Genomic DNA, 15,323 nt, shown 5'->3' on the forward strand with positions numbered 1-15,323 from the left:
GCCGCGATGCTCGCGGGAACCGTCCGCACCGCTCCCACGGTCCGCTCTTTGTCGCGCCGCGCTCCCGATTGTGCTTCCGCGGGGCCCGTCCGCTCTCTACCGTGGCCAGAAGCAACTTCACACATGCGCGGTAGCGCGACGGGGATACAAGGGGGGACCGTGGAAGCCGAGTTGGCGACGCTGGCGGCGACGGGTGCGACGACCTTGGTGGGGCTCATGGTCTCGGACGTCTGGACGACGACGCGGGAGCGCGTGGCACGATTCCTCGCGCGGGGCGAGGACACCGGGGCCGTGGACGACGAACTCGAAACGTCGCGGGAGGAACTCATCGCGGCCCGCGACGGTGCTGATCCGGACGTCGCGGCGGATGTCGAGGAGGAATGGCGGCTCAGGCTGCGCCGAGCGCTGCGGGCGGACCCGGCGGCCGCGCAGGAGCTGCGGGCACTGATCGATGACCTCGTCCCTCGCACCGCGGGTGTGCCCACCGTCATCCTCAACAACAACGTCAGCGGGGGCACCCAGAACGCCCCGTTCGTCCAGGGCCAGAGCTTCTCCGGCGGCATGACCCTTTACGGTTCGGGCGCGACTCCGCCCGTGCGGGGACCGGGGGCGGTATGACGAGCGACGAGCCCGGTGCCCGCGCGGAATCCTCCTACATCAGGAACGACCTGTCCGGGCACGTGTACGGGCCGAGCGTCCAGGCCCAGCGGATCCATGGCGGAATCACCTTCAACGTCCAGGCGCAGCCCCCGGTGGGGACGGATGTCAGGCCGGACGAGATTCCCCCGCTGACCTTCGGGTTCGTCAACCGTACGAAAAGTCTCGCCGTGCTCGACGGCTGGCTGGGAGCGGGCCGCTCGGGGACGGTGAAGGTCGGGTTCGGAGCCCTGTACGGGATGTCCGGTGTCGGCAAGACCGCGCTGGTGTCGCGCTGGGCGGAGCGGGAGCGGGAGCTGTTCCCCGACGGGCAGATCTACGTCGACTTCGCCGCGCTGCGGGAGGAGGAGGGCGGGGACGTCTCCGAGGCCGCTCGACGGTGCCTCAGATCTCTGGGAGTCGACGAGTCGTGTATCCCCGCGTCGCTCGCCGACCGCACCCGGCTGTTCCGGTCACGCTCGTCCGACCGGCGGCTCCTGGTGGTCCTGGACAACGTGAGCCAGCCCGCCCAGGCGGCCTCGCTGATCCCCAAGGGCGAAGGCAGTGCCCTGCTGGTCACCAGCGGCGGGCTGCTCGGTGAACTGGCGCTGGACGGAGCGCGGATGATGCCGGTGGAACCCCTGGACCCGGGCAGTGGGCTGGAGTTGCTGGCCGAACGCTGCGGTACGGAAGCCGTCGCCGCGGACCAGGAGTCGGCCGAACGGTTGGTGGAGCTGTGCGGCGGTCTGCCGGTGGCGCTGCACATCGTGGCGGCCCGGCTCCTGACCGACTCCCGGCTCACGATGGCCCGGCTGGTGGGAGAACTGGCCGAAGAGTCCTCCCGGCTGGCCGGGATGTCCCTCGGAGGGGAGCGGTCGGTGTCCGCTGTGCTCGATCTCGGCTACCGGGAGCTCGACCCGGAAACGGCCCGGCTGTACCGGCTCCTGGGCTGGTTGCCGGGCAGCACGTTCGACGCGGGCGTCGCGGCGGTGGCCGCCGCCCGCGACACGTCGCGTACCGGGGTCATGCTGCGGACGCTGGAATCGGCGAGCCTTCTGGAGGCGGCCGGGGACGACCGCTACCGCTTCCATGATCTGGTACGCCTGCATGCCGGGGCACGGGCCGCCGAGGAGGAACCGGAGGGCGAACGGCTCGCGGTGATGCGGCGGGTGGCGACGCACTATCTGGCTCTCACCGCGCTCGCGGACCGTTCGATCAGGCAGGACCGGCTGCGTATCGCCGATCTCACGGCCCTGCTGGTCGAGGCACCCGACCCCTTCGCGGCCGAGGGCGGTCCGGCGGCCCTGGACTGGCTGGAGGCGGAACACCGCAACATCCTCGACGTGCTGAGGGCCGCCGCTCGCGAGGAGGCATTCCACACCGAGGTGTGGCAGCTGTCCGAGGCGTTCACCGTGCTGTTCTTCCACCACCGGCATCTCGGCGACTGGCGGGAATCGCTCGAACTGGGAGCGGCGGCCGCGGCGGCGGCCCTGGAACCGGCCGCCGAAGCGCGGCTGCGCAGCCTCTTGTCACGCCCTCTGATGGACCTCGGCGAGTACGACGCGGCGCGACGGGAACTGGATACCGCCGTGGCCTGTGCCGAGGTCTCGGGACACCTCGTGGTGCGCGCCTCCGTACAGGAATTCGCGGGCCGGTACTGGGAACGTGTCGATCTCTCCCGAGCCATGGACGCCTACCGGAGCGCCCTCGAACTCAGCACCGAGGCGAAGGAGGGGCGTGGCGCCGCCATTGCCGCCTACTTCCTCGGCTGTGCGCAGGACGCCGATGGTGACCACCGGGGGGCTCTCGCCACGCTGCGCGGGGCGCATGACGACCTGACCGCGCGGAATGATCCGCGGATGGCCGCACGGGTCCTGGCCGCCATGGGCCTCGCCCACGAACACCTCGGGGAGGACGACGAGGCGATCCGTACGCTGAGCGAGGCCGCCCAGGCCCTGCGCGAGCAGCGGGCGACGCACTACGAGGCCCAGGCCCTGGTGGCCCTGGCCGGACTGAAGGAGCGCTCGGCCGCCGATCCCGCAGAGGTACGGGCCGACCTGGCACGAGCCCTGGAGATCCATGAGGCGGGCGGCAGTCCGCAGGCCGACGCACTCCGGCGACGGATCGAAGCGTTGGGCGACAGCGACAGCGACAGCGATGGTGAGGGTGATGGGTGATACCGACGGCGGGCCGGGAACGCCCTCACCAGGCCGAATCGGTTGACGGGCGGCGCGGGCGCAGCCGAAGGGAGACGTCCTCGTCGCGTACGCCTCCGATGCGCAACGTCACCATGACGTCGTCCAGCGGTGTTCCCGTACGCAGGAGGGTGTAGACGGTCGCGGCCACCAGGCCGGGATCCGCCGTGGGGCCGGTGACGGACGCCTCGACGACGCGCCCGTCACGCAGCCCCACCAGGAAGCCGCCCCCGGCCGGAGCGACCGCCGCGAGACGACAGCCGGGGAACCGGCCGAGGGTCTCCTCGACCCAGCGGAGCGCCGCGGCGGTCGTCGGGAGGGCGCGTCGCCGGACCAGCACCGACGCGCTCTCGATCAGGCGCCGGTCCCGTTCCCCCTCGTCACAGGCCAGGTGGGTGAACGTCTCCGCGGTCTCCTGATCCGCACCGGACACAGCCGCGGGACGGCGCCGTACGGTGACGGCCGACTGTCCGTCGTGGCGGGAGGCCGCGGTGGCCACGGTCCAGGCGGAGACGGGCGACACCGCCTCTTCCGGCGCGGGCAGCATCAGACCGGGCGGGCCGGCCGGCGCCGGCTCGGGCAGACCCAGCAGGCGGTACAGCGCGGTACGCAGGTGGGAGAGCGCCTGCCCCGGCTCCGCGAACGCCTGCTCGGCGATCGCGCTGTAGCGCTCCGGCGTGTGCTCGCCGACAGCCGCCGTGATCTGCCGGAAGACGTCGCCCAGCGGATCGAGCCGGGGCGCGGCCCGTCCGAGACTGTCCGCGGCCGTACCCGGCACGGCATCGCTCCCGAACGCGGCGAGCAGCACCGGCTTGCCCAGTGCCGCGCCGTACAGGGTCACCGAACCGTGGTCGCCGACGACCACGTCCGCCGCGACCAGCGCCGACCTCCAGGCGTGGACGGGGGGAACGAGGATCAGCCCCGCGTCCAGCGCGGCTGCCAGAGTGGTGCGGATCTGCCAGGAGCCGTGCCCCGACCAGACGTTGGGATGGATGATCGCGGCGACCCGGAACTCGTCGTACGGCAGCGCGGCCAGCACGCGGGCCGGGAGGCCGGGATCCTGCCCGAGCAGGGACGTGGGGCCCCAGGTGGAACTGAGCACCACGAGGCGCTGCCCGTCGGGGACGCCCAACGCGGCCCGGTACGCCCCGGCCCGATCCGCGCTGAGGAGCATCTCGTCGAAGCACGGGTCGCCGATGAGCAGAGTGCGCCCGGCCGCCTTCGGATGCGTGGCGAGCAACTGTTCTTCCTGGTCCGGGTGCGAAATGGCGAGCCAGGCCCGGCCGGACTCCAGGAGGCGGTCCGGCACGACGCCGGACAAGCGGCTGCGCGGCGCCCGCGAATCCGGCACGTGCTTCTGAAAGCCGATGCCATGGGGCAGCACCAGAACGGGGCAGTCCCCTTCCGGTACGTCGATGTTCTCACTCGCGGAGACGATGAGATCGGGAGCGGCGGCGGCCACATGCCCCCACGGGATCACCCGGCAGCCCTCGTCATGGAGCAGATCGAGCACGCCGTCGCTGAACGCGGACGTGGGGTCATGGGCGAAGACGACGGTCACCCGGCTGTCGCCGCGCAGCAGCGCGGGCAGGCATTCGAGGACCCGTGCGGTCGATGTGACGGTGCGGGCCGCTACGACCAGCGTCTTCTCACCGCGAAAGGTGCTCCAGCGCAGGGCTTCCCGCCCGACGGGAACGCGAAGGGGCTGCCTAGCGTGCATGGCCACCCCAGGAAGCTACGCCGAGTCTGACGGCACGCGGCACGCGGCACGCGGCACGCGGCACGCGGCACGCGGCACGCGGCACGCGGCACGCGGCACGCGGCACGCGGCACATGGTCGATCTATCGCATCTCAAGCGGTGAAGCAACCCTTCTGGAGGGCTATATGACATGAACGGACATCCCTACCGTATCCAACGGGGAGGACGGCCGGGCCGGTCCCGCCGACCGGCCGGCACATACACTCGGCCCGCCGGATCGGCATGAACTCCGGTACGAACCGCGGTGGGTCACCGAAGACGTGACGAGCGACGGCACGGGGCGCGGAGCTCCGACCGGGAACGTGGAGCGATGGACATGGCCGAGAACGGATCAGGCGCCGACAGCCGGGGCGCGATACGGCTGCGCAGGGCCGCCGCCGAGGACGCGGAGGCCGTCACGCGGGTGTTCCTGGCCTCGCGGGCCGCGGCCATGCCCTATCTGCCCCGCGTCCACAGCGACGAGGACACCCTCGCGTGGATCACCCATGTCGTGCTGCCCGACAGCACCGTCTGGGTCGCGGAGAGCGGGGACGACGCCATCGGCGCGGTGGAGGTGCTGGGCTTCGCCTCCCTCGAAGGGGCCGAACTCGACCACCTCTACCTGCGCCCCGACGCGCTGCGCCGCGGAATCGGCACGCGGCTGCTGGAGCAGGTCAAGGAGGCGTCTCCCGAGCGGCTGACCCTCTACACGTTCCAGCGCAACACCGGCGCACGGGCCTTCTACGAGCGGCACGGCTTCACCGCGGTCGCGTTCGACGACGGCAGCCGCAACGAGGAGAAGGAGCCGGACGTGCTGTACCGCTGGGTGGCGCGGGGCTGACGCGACCGGCCGGCCGTCAGATGACCGGCGGCCGCCCGAGCCGCGTCATCCGCCACACCGTGGACCAGCGCATCGGGCGCCGGTCGCCGCACGGGGTGCGTACCCCTTCGGCGAAGCCGCCCGCCCAGGCGCGCAGGCCCTTCGCCGAGCGGGTGCGGGCCACGGTCAGCAGGGTCCAGGTGCCCAGGTAGGCCGGGATCAGGGGGAGCGGAAGGTTGCGGCGGGCGAGCCAGACCCGGTTGCGGGCCGTCATCCGGTAGTAGACCGCGTGCCGGGCCGGGGAGGTCTTGGGGTGCTGGAGCAGCAGGTCGGGTTCGTACAGGATCTTCCAGCCCGCGTCGAGCGCTCGCCAGGACAGGTCCGTCTCCTCGTGGGTGAAGAAGAACTCCGCGGGCCAGTGGCCGGTCCCGGCCAGCATCTCCATGGAGAGGGCGTGGCCGCCGCCGAGGAACGCGGTGACCGGTCCGCGCCGCATCGGGTCGCCCGCCCGCAGCCGCGGGATGTGACGGCGCTGGGTCTCGCCGAGCTCGTCGGCGATCCGGAAGCCGACGATGCCCAGGCGCGGGTCCGCGGCGAACAGCTCCTGGACCTTGCGGAACACTCCCTTGTCGACCAGCAGCCCGTCGTCGTCCAGCTCGATGACGACATCCACGTCGCCGAGTTCGGCGAGCCTGCGCAGGCCGACATTGCGGCCGCCGGGGCAGCCGAGGTTCTCGTCCAGCTCGATGGTGGTCACCCCGCCCGCCAGGCCGGTCAGGCCGGGGAAGGAGCTGTAGTCCGGGAGCTTCGTGCCGTTGCCGATGATCACGAGCCGGGTGGGACGGACGTCCTGCATGGCCACCGACGCCAGCAGCGCCTCGACCGCCTGCGGACGGTCTCCCATGGTCACGATGGATACGCCGATACGTGGTGCGGACAAGATCGGTACTCCTGGGCTCGGCTGCGGCTCGACTGCGGCGGGGCTGCGGTGCGGCTGCGGCTCGATGGCGGCGCGGGCAGCGCCCCGGACGCGGTGCCCGTGATCGTAACCTCTCGTTGTTCAGCCCGTGGACGGTGACCGGTCACCTGTGCGCCGTTCCGTGTCCTGTCGTGCTTCACCCCGTCCGCCGGATGAACCGGCCCGCGGGCCGGTTCATCCGGCGGACGGGCGCGGGCCGCGCCGGGCGAGGAAGGCACCGGCGAGCAGGGCACCGGCCAGGACGAGCGCGGAATTGACCAGGATCGCGGCCGAGACCCCGGACAGGACGGCGTCCGGCCCGGTGGCCGCTCCCATCCGGACGGTGACGACCGCGCTCATGACCGGGATGCCCAGGGCGATGCCGACCTGCTGGGTCATCGTCGCCAGACCGGTGGCAAGGCCCTGCTCCTCGTCCGGCAGACCCGAGGTGGCGGTGACCATGAAGCCCACGATCATCAGCATGTTGCCGACACCGCCGATGAACGTGGCGGCCAGCAGCAGCCAGACCCAGGCCCCGGACGTGCCCAGCGCCACCAGGGAGAGTGTGGCGGCCGCCTGCACGATGCCGCCGGACACGATGGTGCGCCAGTTGCCGAACCGGCCCACCGCACGGCCGCCGAGGGTGCCGCCCAGGACGGTGCCGATGCCCAGCACTCCGAAGGCGAGACCGGTGGCGAGCGGTGAGTAGCCGAGGACCTCCTGGAGATAGAGGGTGAGCAGGAAGACCAGCGAGGTCTCGGTGACGAAGGCGATCAGCCCGGCGGTGTTGCCCCAGATGACACTGCGCCGCTTCAGGATGTGTATGGGGACCAGCGGCGCGGCGGCCCGCTTCTCGACGAGGACGAACGCGACGAGCAGAACGGCTCCGGCGAGCAGGGCGGCCAGTGTGGTGGGTGTGGTCCAGCCGGTTTCACCGGCCTGGGTGAGGCCGAACACCAGGAGCAGCAGCCCGCCGGTGACGGTCATCGCTCCGGGTACGTCGAGCTTGGGGCGTCCGGCGGGCCGGGAGTCGGCGATCACGGACGGCGCGAGGACGACGACGAGGGCGGCGACGGGGACGTTGACGAAGAAGGCCCAGCGCCAGGAGAGCAGGTCGGTCAGCAGGCCGCCGAGGATGGCCCCGGCGGTGAACCCGGCGGACATCAGCGCGCCGTTGAGGCCGAGCGCGCGTTCGCGCAGCGGGCCCTCCTTGAACGCGGTGGTGAGCAGGGCGAAACCGGCCGGGGTGACGGCGGCGGTGGCCAGGCCCTGTAGCACCCGTGCGGTGAGCAGGACTTCGGGCGAGTGGGCGAGTCCGCCGAGTGCGGAGGAGAGGCCGAGGACGACCATGCCGCCGATGAACAGGCGTTTGCGGCCGACGAGATCGGCGATGCGGCCGAACAGGAGGGTGAATCCGGCCGCGGCGAGCGCGAAGGAGGTGGCGATCCACTGGAGGTGGGAGAGCGAGAAGCCGAGCCCCTCGCCGACGACCGGCAGGGCCACGTTCAGGATCGAGAAGTCCACGGCGATCATGAACTGCGCGCCGAGAAGGAGGGCGAGCACGAGCTTCTGGCGGCCCGTCATGCGGAGGGGGGACTGCGGCGCGCCGGTGGGGGCGGGGCTCGGGGCAGGGGTGAGGGATGTCGTACGGGACGCGGACATGGCGTGCCCTTCCTGAGGCCGACCGCTTTAATGGTTCTGCGGTTCCGTTAAGGTGAGTCACCGTAACAGGGGAAGGACTACTAATGGAACTGGAGACCCGTTATGGATGCTGAGGATGGCGAGCCGGGCACCGTCCGGCCCGGCGGCCGTACCGCCCGGGTGCGGGAGTCGGTCCTGCGGGCCGCGGGTGACGCGCTGGCCGAGCACGGCTTCGACCGGCTCGACCTGGCCGAGGTCGCCCGCCGTGCGGAGGTCGGCAAGACGACCGTCTACCGGCGCTGGTCCACCCCCGCCGGACTGGTCGCCGACCTCCTCACGGACATGGCGGAACAGTCCGTGCCGCGCGCGGACACCGGCTCGCTGACCGAGGACCTCAGGGCGAACGCCCGGCTGGTGGTCCGCACACTGACCGATCCGCGTCAGGGGGCACTCTTCGCGTCGGTGATCGCCGCGGCCACCTGCGACCCGCGCACGGCCGAGGCGCTGCACCGCTTCTACGCGGTACGGATCAAGGAGTGGGCCGGCTGTGTCGAAGCCGCGGTCGAGCGCGGGGAACTGCCCGCCGGAACGGACGCGGGCGAGGTGATCCTGGCCGTCTCGGCGCCGCTCTACTACCGGCTGCTGGCCAGTGGCGGCACCCTCGACGAGGCCGCCGCCGACCGAGCCGCCGAAGCCGCCGCCGTGGCGGCGCGGGCGGGAGTGTTCGTACGGGCGTGAGCGGTGAGCGGTGAGCCGTGCGCGGCGCGTCCGGGCGGGGGCTGTTCGGGGCGGGCGCGGGGTTCGTGCGGAGGGCGCGGTACGGGTCCACCGGGCGGCGGAGGCGCCGCGTAAGCATGTCGATAAAGTACCGGAATGATATTCGGGAAAGCCCGGTTCGAGAGCGCCGTAGCGGATTTCGAGGCCGCGCTGGCGGCCCAGGACACCAAGCGGTCGGCCAAGGCGTTCGCCCGCCTCCAGGAGACGTTCGGGCAGGCGCGCGAAGCGGAGCTGCTGGACGGCGGGCCGCGGCTCGCCGCCGTGCTGGGCGAGGTGCCGCCCGGACCGCGGGCCGTCGTGGCCGTGCTCGCCGGGGCCTGCGTGGAACGCGGTGCGGACGCCGAGCGCTGCGCCCCCGGAGTCCTCGCCGGACTGCGTACCGCGCTGGCGGACGCCGGGCGGTTCGCCGAGGCGTGGGCCTCGACCGGGGGAGGCGACTTCCCCGACCCGGACGGCGGTGAACCGGGCGAGGAGATGGTCGAGCGGACCGGCTTCGAGGCGGCCGTCGGCTGGTGGACGCTGCCGCAGTGGGAGATGGCCGCCGTGGCGATGCTCAACCACCCGGCCGTACGGCGCGGACCGGTCGAACGGGACGAGCTGCTGCGTCTGCTCGACGTGGTGGAGAAGGCGTCCGGCCGACGGTTCACGTGCCTCTCCTACGCGCTGCTGGTCCAGGACGACGAACCGCTGATCGCCCTCCACCGGGAGACCGGCACCGGCTACGCCCTGCGGCTCAGCGGCATCGGCGACACCTTTCAGCTGCACACCCTGCTCGCCGACGCGCTCATCGGCGGCGGGCATCTTCCGGGGCGCGCTCCGTCCGCGCAGGAGGCCGCTGTCTGCCGCGACACTCCCGGGCAGGTCGACACCGTGGGCTCGTTCGACCTGGCGGCACCGGACGGCAGCCGGCTCCGGAACGAGGGGACCCCGGCCGACATCCCCGTCGTGGACGGTGCCCGGCTGCTGGTGCTCGCCGGGCCGTCGTACGAGCGTTCCTGGCCCGCGGGGCGGTTCTTCCCCGGCATGCGCGGCGACGCCGTACTGGAACGCGTTCTCGATCCGCAGGAGACGGCGCGATGGTTCGCGCACGTCTCCCCGGCCGACGCCGACGCCGACGCCGGCTGACGCTCAGTCGATCCGGGCACCGGTCCCGCCGACCCTGATCCGGGCGTCGCCGGCGCGCAGTTCGACGGTGAGTGTGCCGGGGCGGCCCATGTCCGCGCCCTGGTGCAGGGTGAGTACGGCGGTGTCCGGGACGAGGCCGCGGTCGCGTGCGTACGCGCCGAAGGCGGCCGCCGCCGCTCCGGTCGCCGGGTCCTCGACCACTCCGCCGACGGGGAAGGGGTCCCGGACGTGGAAGACGTTCCCGGACTCGCGCCACACCAGCTGGAGCGTCGTCAGGTCGAGCCGGTGCATCAGCGCTTCGAGCCGCGCGAAGTCGTAGTCGAGGTCCGCCAGCCGCTCACGGGTCGCGGCGGCCAGCACCAGGTGCCGGGCGCCCGCGTAGGCGATCCGGGGCGGCAGGGCGGGGTCGAGGTCGGCGGCGGGCCAGTCCAGCGCGGCCAGGGCCTCCGTCAGGTCGGCCGGGCCGATGTCCATGACCCCCGGCTCGACGCTGGTCAGGACGGCGCGCAGCTCGTCGCCGTGACGGGTGACGGTGACCGGGACGGTACCCGCCCGGGTGGCGAACACCAGGTCGTCGGGGCCGTCGCGTTCCGCGAGCGCGATGGCGGTCGCGACCGTGGCATGGCCGCAGAAGGGCACTTCGGCCTTCGGGCTGAAGTAGCGGATCGTGTAGGCCGCGTCGCCGGTCCGCTCCGTGAGGAACGCCGATTCGCTGTAGCCGAGCTCCGCGGCGGCGGCCAGCATCACCGCGTCGTCGAGGCCGGACGCGTCCAGGACGACTCCGGCGGGATTGCCGCCGTCCGGGTCGGCGGAGAAGGCGGTGTAGCGGAGGACGTCGATCCCGGGGGCCGGGTGTCCGTCCTGGCTTCGGTCCTGGTCCTGGCTTTGGGCCCGGCGCTGGTTCCGGCTCTGGCTGTCGCTCATGTGGCAGCTCAACCGTGCCGCCCGGCGGGGCATTCCCGGCGGGAACGCCAGACGCGCCGGGACGAGTCGGGAGCCGTGCCGCCGGGAGCCGCCGGAGGCAGTCGACGGCCGTCGCGGTCCCCGTTAGGGACCGCGACGGCCGGATCAAGGCTGACCGACGACGGGTCAGTGGCAGTTCTTGACGCCCTTGCTCGACTTCTTGAAGGAGCAGGAGTCCTGGAGCTTGCCGTTCGGCTTGATCAGCCGGGCCTTGTCACCGGTGTTGTTCCAGACGTACGAGCCGCGGTTCCAGTACACGCTGCCGGAGGCGTTCTTGCCCTTGCCGGTGCGGACCTTGACGGTCTTGCCCGCGCCGACGGTGTAGCTGCCGAAGGTGTAGGTGTAGCCGGTGTTGTCCTTCAGCTTGTAGCCCTTGAGCTGGAGCTTCTTCTTGCCGTTGTTGTGGATGTCCACCCACTCGGCGTTGAGGGACTTGTTCGACCGGGTGTCCTTGCCGGGGCTGTCGTACTGGATCTTGCCGAGGTGCAGCCCGCCCTGATGGGCGGCCGCCGAGGCCGGTGCCGTGGCGAGGAGCGAGCCGGCCAGAGCGGTGGCGGCGGCCAGGGCGAGAGGCGCAGCGGTGCGTATGCGCATGCTGTGTGGTCCTTACGTGTAGGAACGGTGAAGGCGTAAGGGTTGCGAGCATACGGGTTACCCGCGTCCGGTCACACGAGAACGCGTGATATCCGTAAAACCTGCCATTTCGCGGCGAGTTCCGGCCACCCGGCCGGGCGCCGCCCCCGCGAGAGCGCGGCGTCAGCCCCGTCCGACGTACGGCATCGTCGTCGCCAGCACCGTGGCGAACTGCACGTTGGCCTCCAGCGGCAGTTCGGCCATGTGCAGCACCGTCCGGGCCACGTCCGCCGCCGCCATCACCGGTTCCACCGCCAGTTCCCCGTTGGCCTGGAGAATGCCGGTCCGCATCCGCTCGGTCATCTCCGTCGCCGCGTTGCCGATGTCGATCTGCCCGCAGGCGATCCGGTACGGACGCCCGTCCAGCGACAGCGCCTTCGTCAGACCCGTCATCGCGTGCTTGGTCGCGGTGTACGCGATCGAGTGCGGGCGCGGCGCGTGGGCGGAGATCGACCCGTTGTTGATGATCCGGCCGCCCTGCGGGTCCTGCTCCTTCATCTGCCGGTACGCCGCCTGCGCGCACAGGAACGCCCCGGTCAGATTCACCTCCACCACCGCGCGCCAGTCCTCGTACGCGAGGTCCTCGACCGGGACCGACGCCGGTCCGAAGGTGCCCGCGTTGTTGAAGAGCAGGTCCAGACGGCCGAATTGCTCCCGAACCGAGGTGAAGAGCGCGCCGACGTCGTCCGGGTCGGTCACATCGGTGCGTACGCTCAGCACGTCCTGCGAAGCGGTGGCCTCCGCCGTCCGCGCCAGCGGCTCCGGCCGCCTCCCCGCCAGTGCGACCGACCAGCCCGCCCCCGCCAGGGCGAGCGCGACGGCCCGTCCGATACCCGAACCCGCACCCGTGACGACGGCAACTCTCCGCTCAGTGTTCATGGCCCGGCAGCGTACGGGAGGTGTAGTCGCAGGTGGCACGCGGTGCTCATCGAGCCGCCATGAGAATGTTGTGTACCCGACAACGACAGGTCGTCCCCCCGCACTCCAATGATTCTGACAACAGCCGTCAGGGGAGGGGCACATGACACCCGCACCGTTCAGTACCGCGCCCGGTCAGCAGAGCCATTCCGCGGAACTCCGCGCCGCGGCCCGCCACCTCAAGGAGGGCGTCGGCCGTCGTCGCCTCCTCACCGCCACCGGCGCCGCCGCCGCGCTCGCCTTCGCGGTGAACCTGCCCTCCGCGGGCGTCGCGAGCGCCGCCGAACTCGACGCACGGCGCATCACCGAGGACCCCTTCACCCTCGGCGTCGGCTCCGGCGACCCGCTGCCCGACTCCGTCCTGCTCTGGACGAGACTCGCGCCGCGCCCCTACGAGCCCGGCGGCGGACTGCCCGCCGTCCGCGTCCAGGTCATGTGGGAAGTGGCCCGCGACGAACGCTTCCGCCGCATCGTCAGGCGCGGCTCGGTCACCGCCCACCCGGAGTTCGCCCACAGCGTCCGCGCGGACATCAAGGGCCTCGCCTCCGACCGCACCCTCTACTACCGCTTCCGGGCCGGCGGCTGGATCAGCCCGGTCGGCCGGACCCGCACCGCACCCGCCCGCACCGCCCGCAACAGCTCGCTGACCCTGGCCGCGGTCTCCTGCCAGGCGTACCACGACGGCTACTTCACCGCGTACAAGCACCTCGCCCAGGAGGACGTCGACGTGGTCTTCCACCTCGGCGACTACCTCTACGAGTACGCGGTCACCGCGACCGGCGGCGCCCGCGACTACACCGACCGCAAGCTCCCGGCGCACTACAACCGCGAGACGGTCACGCTGGAGGACTACCGGCTGCGGTACGCCCTCTACAAGTCCGACCCCGACCTGCGGGCCGCCCACGCCGCGCACCCCTTCGTCGTCACCTGGGACGACCACGAGACCGAGAACAACTACGCGGGCGGGACCCCGGAGAACGACGTCCCGCCGGAGGAGTTCCTGCTGCGCAGGGCCGCCGCCTACCGCGCGTACTGGGAGAATCAGCCGCTGCGCTCCCCGCAGCGGCCCACCGGTCCCGACATGCGGCTCTACCGCCGCCTGCAGTTCGGCCGGCTCGCCCAGTTCGACATCCTCGACACCCGCCAGTACCGCAGCAACCAGGCGTACGGGGACGGCTGGAAGGTCCCCGGACCGGAGTCCGAGGATCCCACCCGCACCATGACGGGCGCCGCCCAGGAACGTTGGCTGATCGACGGCTGGCACGCCTCGCGGGCCACCTGGAACGTCGTACCGCAGCAGGTCACCTTCGCGCGGCGACGCGACGTTCCGACCGACGCCTTCAAGCTGTCCATGGACTCGTGGGACGGCTATCCGGCCTCCCGGCAGCGGCTCCTGAACGGCGCGGCGGCCGCCGGGGTCGACAACCTGATGGTGCTGACCGGCGATGTGCACGTCGGCTACGGCTTCGATCTCAAGCAGGACTTCGACGACCCGTCCTCCCGCACCATCGGCACGGAGATCGTCGCCACGTCCATCGCCAGCGGCAAGGACGGCTCGGACAAGCCGGCCAACTGGAACAACCAGACGCGGGCCAACCCGCACATGAAGTTCTACAACGGGCGCCGCGGCTACGCGCGCATTACCCTCGGCACGAAGGCGGCACGCGCCGACTTCCGTACGGTGTCGGCCGTCACCACCCCCGGGGCGCCCCTCACCACCGCGGGCTCCTTCGTCACCGAGGCAGGGAACCCGGGGCTCACGCCCGCGTAAGGCGTACGGCTTCTTGTCCGGCCGGTCACCGGCCTCCCGGCGAACAGGGCGGCGCGGAGCGGCCCCGCGAGCGGTACGGGGTCAGTTCCGCGCGTCCGCCGGATGCGCGTCCGCCGGATAGCGGACGCCGATGCGGTCACGTACCGCGTCGAGCGTCCGCATCACGGCCAGCGAACCGTCCAGCGGCACCAGCGGCGACTCGGTCTCGCCCGCCCGCACCGCGCGCATCACCTCGGCCGCCTCGTACTGCAGACCGGTCAGGCCCTGCGGCCCCGGCCCCGTGGTGATCTCCTCGGGTTCCGCGCCCGCCCGGTGCAGCACGAAGCGGCTCGGGTAGAAGAAGCTGTCCGGGAAGTCGATCCGCCCGGCCGTGCCGATGACGGTGGCCGCCGTCGGGTGGTGCCCGACGATCGAGCAGGCGAGCAGGGCGGTGGCCCCCGAGTCCCAGCCCAGCAGCATCCCGGTGTTCAGATCGACGCCCTCCGGGGACAGCAGCGCGTCGGCCCGCACCCGGTCCGGCTCGCCCAGCAGCAGCTGCGCGAACGACACCGGGTAGACCCCCAGGTCCAGCAGCGCGCCCCCGCCCAGCGCCGGATCCCGCAGCCGGTGCCCGGGACCGAAGTCGCCCGCGAACCCGAAGTCGGCCTGCACCGTGCGGATCTCACCGATGGCACCGTCCCGCACCAGCTCGGTCATCCGCCGGATCACCGGGTTGCAGTACGTCCACATGGCTTCCATCAGGAACAGCCCGCGCTCCCGGGCCAGCGCGACGAGCTCCTCGGCCTGCGGGGTGTTGAGCGTGAACGCCTTCTCGCACAGCACGTGCTTCCCGGCCTCCAGGGCGAGCCCGGCCGCCTCCCGGTGCGCGGAGTGCGGGGTGGCCACGTACACGATGTCGACGCCGTCGTCGGCGACCAGCTCCGCCCAGCTGCCGTAGGCCCGCTCGATCCCGAACCGTTCGGCGAACGCCTTCGCCGAGGCGTCCGTACGGGAGGCCACCGCGACCACTTCCGCGTCCGGCATCGCCTGGACATCCGCCGTGAAGCTCGCGGCGATGCCGCCCGTCGCCAGTACGCCCCATCGCACAGTCCTGCTCATGCCCGCCCCCACAGAAAAAGGTATCGACCACTCCGGTTGAGCTGAGAGC

Annotated in this window: 13 protein-coding genes; 6 read left to right on the forward strand and 7 right to left on the reverse strand. The window is 72.0% G+C overall.

Annotated features, from left to right (window positions below; translation table 11 throughout):
- Nucleotides 1–159 precede the first annotated feature (159 nt).
- Nucleotides 160–618, forward strand: a complete 459-nt coding sequence (locus OG413_RS20745; protein WP_266807602.1) for a hypothetical protein — start codon at nucleotides 160–162, stop codon at nucleotides 616–618.
- Complete coding sequence (locus OG413_RS20750) at nucleotides 615–2,813, forward strand: NB-ARC domain-containing protein (protein ID WP_266807604.1); 2,199 nt, start codon at nucleotides 615–617, stop codon at nucleotides 2,811–2,813. Before OG413_RS20745 ends, OG413_RS20750 begins: the two co-directional genes overlap by 4 nt.
- A gap of 25 nt (nucleotides 2,814–2,838) precedes the next feature.
- Here OG413_RS20750 and OG413_RS20755 read toward each other — a convergent pair whose 3' ends face one another.
- Nucleotides 2,839–4,551 carry a hypothetical protein gene (locus OG413_RS20755; RefSeq protein ID WP_266810267.1) on the reverse strand — a complete coding sequence of 571 codons (1,713 nt, stop codon included), beginning with the start codon at nucleotides 4,549–4,551 and terminating at the stop codon, nucleotides 2,839–2,841.
- A 356-nt stretch (nucleotides 4,552–4,907) separates the two neighbouring features.
- Here OG413_RS20755 and OG413_RS20760 point away from each other — a divergent pair, with 356 nt between their 5' ends.
- Nucleotides 4,908–5,411 (forward strand): GNAT family N-acetyltransferase, encoded by a 504-nt coding sequence (locus OG413_RS20760; protein ID WP_266807606.1) that lies wholly within the window; start codon nucleotides 4,908–4,910, stop codon nucleotides 5,409–5,411.
- A gap of 16 nt (nucleotides 5,412–5,427) precedes the next feature.
- Here OG413_RS20760 and OG413_RS20765 read toward each other — a convergent pair whose 3' ends face one another.
- Entirely contained in the window at nucleotides 5,428–6,330 is a 903-nt protein-coding gene (locus tag OG413_RS20765) for a glycosyltransferase family 2 protein (protein ID WP_266807607.1), read from the reverse strand.
- 213 nt (nucleotides 6,331–6,543) lie between these two features.
- Entirely contained in the window at nucleotides 6,544–8,010 is a 1,467-nt protein-coding gene (locus OG413_RS20770; protein ID WP_266807609.1) for an MFS transporter, read from the reverse strand.
- Nucleotides 8,011–8,112: 102 nt separating this feature from the next.
- Between OG413_RS20770 and OG413_RS20775 the strand changes: the two genes are divergently transcribed.
- Together OG413_RS20775 and OG413_RS20780 are read left to right on the forward strand one after the other, a co-directional pair.
- The gene (locus tag OG413_RS20775) at nucleotides 8,113–8,727 is read left to right on the forward strand and encodes a TetR/AcrR family transcriptional regulator (protein WP_266807611.1); all 615 of its coding nucleotides are present in this window, start codon (nucleotides 8,113–8,115) and stop codon (nucleotides 8,725–8,727) included.
- A 135-nt stretch (nucleotides 8,728–8,862) separates the two neighbouring features.
- Nucleotides 8,863–9,891, forward strand: a complete 1,029-nt coding sequence (locus OG413_RS20780; protein ID WP_266807613.1) for a hypothetical protein — start codon at nucleotides 8,863–8,865, stop codon at nucleotides 9,889–9,891.
- 3 nt (nucleotides 9,892–9,894) lie between these two features.
- On the opposite strand, the gene OG413_RS20785 is transcribed toward OG413_RS20780, so the two are convergent.
- The 3 genes from OG413_RS20785 to OG413_RS20795 form a co-directional block, all read right to left on the reverse strand.
- On the reverse strand, nucleotides 9,895–10,815 hold the full coding sequence (locus tag OG413_RS20785) for a PhzF family phenazine biosynthesis protein (protein WP_266807615.1): 921 nt from the start codon (nucleotides 10,813–10,815) through the stop codon (nucleotides 9,895–9,897).
- A gap of 165 nt (nucleotides 10,816–10,980) precedes the next feature.
- A complete protein-coding gene (locus tag OG413_RS20790; RefSeq protein ID WP_266807617.1) occupies nucleotides 10,981–11,448 on the reverse strand; it encodes a lamin tail domain-containing protein in 468 nt (155 codons plus the stop codon).
- A 162-nt stretch (nucleotides 11,449–11,610) separates the two neighbouring features.
- Nucleotides 11,611–12,366, reverse strand: coding sequence for an SDR family oxidoreductase (locus tag OG413_RS20795; RefSeq protein WP_266807619.1), 756 nt, complete (start codon nucleotides 12,364–12,366; stop codon nucleotides 11,611–11,613).
- Nucleotides 12,367–12,508: 142 nt separating this feature from the next.
- On the opposite strand from OG413_RS20795, the gene OG413_RS20800 reads away from it, so the two are divergent.
- Nucleotides 12,509–14,176 carry an alkaline phosphatase gene (locus OG413_RS20800; protein WP_266807621.1) on the forward strand — a complete coding sequence of 556 codons (1,668 nt, stop codon included), beginning with the start codon at nucleotides 12,509–12,511 and terminating at the stop codon, nucleotides 14,174–14,176.
- A gap of 81 nt (nucleotides 14,177–14,257) precedes the next feature.
- Here OG413_RS20800 and OG413_RS20805 read toward each other — a convergent pair whose 3' ends face one another.
- Nucleotides 14,258–15,274, reverse strand: a complete 1,017-nt coding sequence (locus OG413_RS20805) for a Gfo/Idh/MocA family protein (protein WP_266807623.1) — start codon at nucleotides 15,272–15,274, stop codon at nucleotides 14,258–14,260.
- Nucleotides 15,275–15,323: the final 49 nt, after the last annotated feature.

The organism is Streptomyces sp. NBC_01433, from assembly GCF_026340105.1.
Classification (GTDB): Bacteria; Actinomycetota; Actinomycetes; order Streptomycetales; family Streptomycetaceae; genus Streptomyces.

Coding starts and splice junctions, on each gene's coding strand:
- OG413_RS20795 (WP_266807619.1), bottom strand. CDS start 12,366: ATGAACACTGAGCGGAGAGTTGCCGTCGTCACGGGTGCGGGTTCGGGT.
- OG413_RS20770 (WP_266807609.1), bottom strand. CDS start 8,010: ATGTCCGCGTCCCGTACGACATCCCTCACCCCTGCCCCGAGCCCCGCC.
- OG413_RS20805 (WP_266807623.1), bottom strand. CDS start 15,274: ATGAGCAGGACTGTGCGATGGGGCGTACTGGCGACGGGCGGCATCGCC.
- OG413_RS20790 (WP_266807617.1), bottom strand. CDS start 11,448: ATGCGCATACGCACCGCTGCGCCTCTCGCCCTGGCCGCCGCCACCGCT.
- OG413_RS20750 (WP_266807604.1), top strand. CDS start 615: ATGACGAGCGACGAGCCCGGTGCCCGCGCGGAATCCTCCTACATCAGG.
- OG413_RS20760 (WP_266807606.1), top strand. CDS start 4,908: ATGGCCGAGAACGGATCAGGCGCCGACAGCCGGGGCGCGATACGGCTG.
- OG413_RS20800 (WP_266807621.1), top strand. CDS start 12,509: ATGACACCCGCACCGTTCAGTACCGCGCCCGGTCAGCAGAGCCATTCC.
- OG413_RS20775 (WP_266807611.1), top strand. CDS start 8,113: ATGGATGCTGAGGATGGCGAGCCGGGCACCGTCCGGCCCGGCGGCCGT.
- OG413_RS20780 (WP_266807613.1), top strand. CDS start 8,863: ATGATATTCGGGAAAGCCCGGTTCGAGAGCGCCGTAGCGGATTTCGAG.
- OG413_RS20785 (WP_266807615.1), bottom strand. CDS start 10,815: ATGAGCGACAGCCAGAGCCGGAACCAGCGCCGGGCCCAAAGCCAGGAC.
- OG413_RS20755 (WP_266810267.1), bottom strand. CDS start 4,551: ATGCACGCTAGGCAGCCCCTTCGCGTTCCCGTCGGGCGGGAAGCCCTG.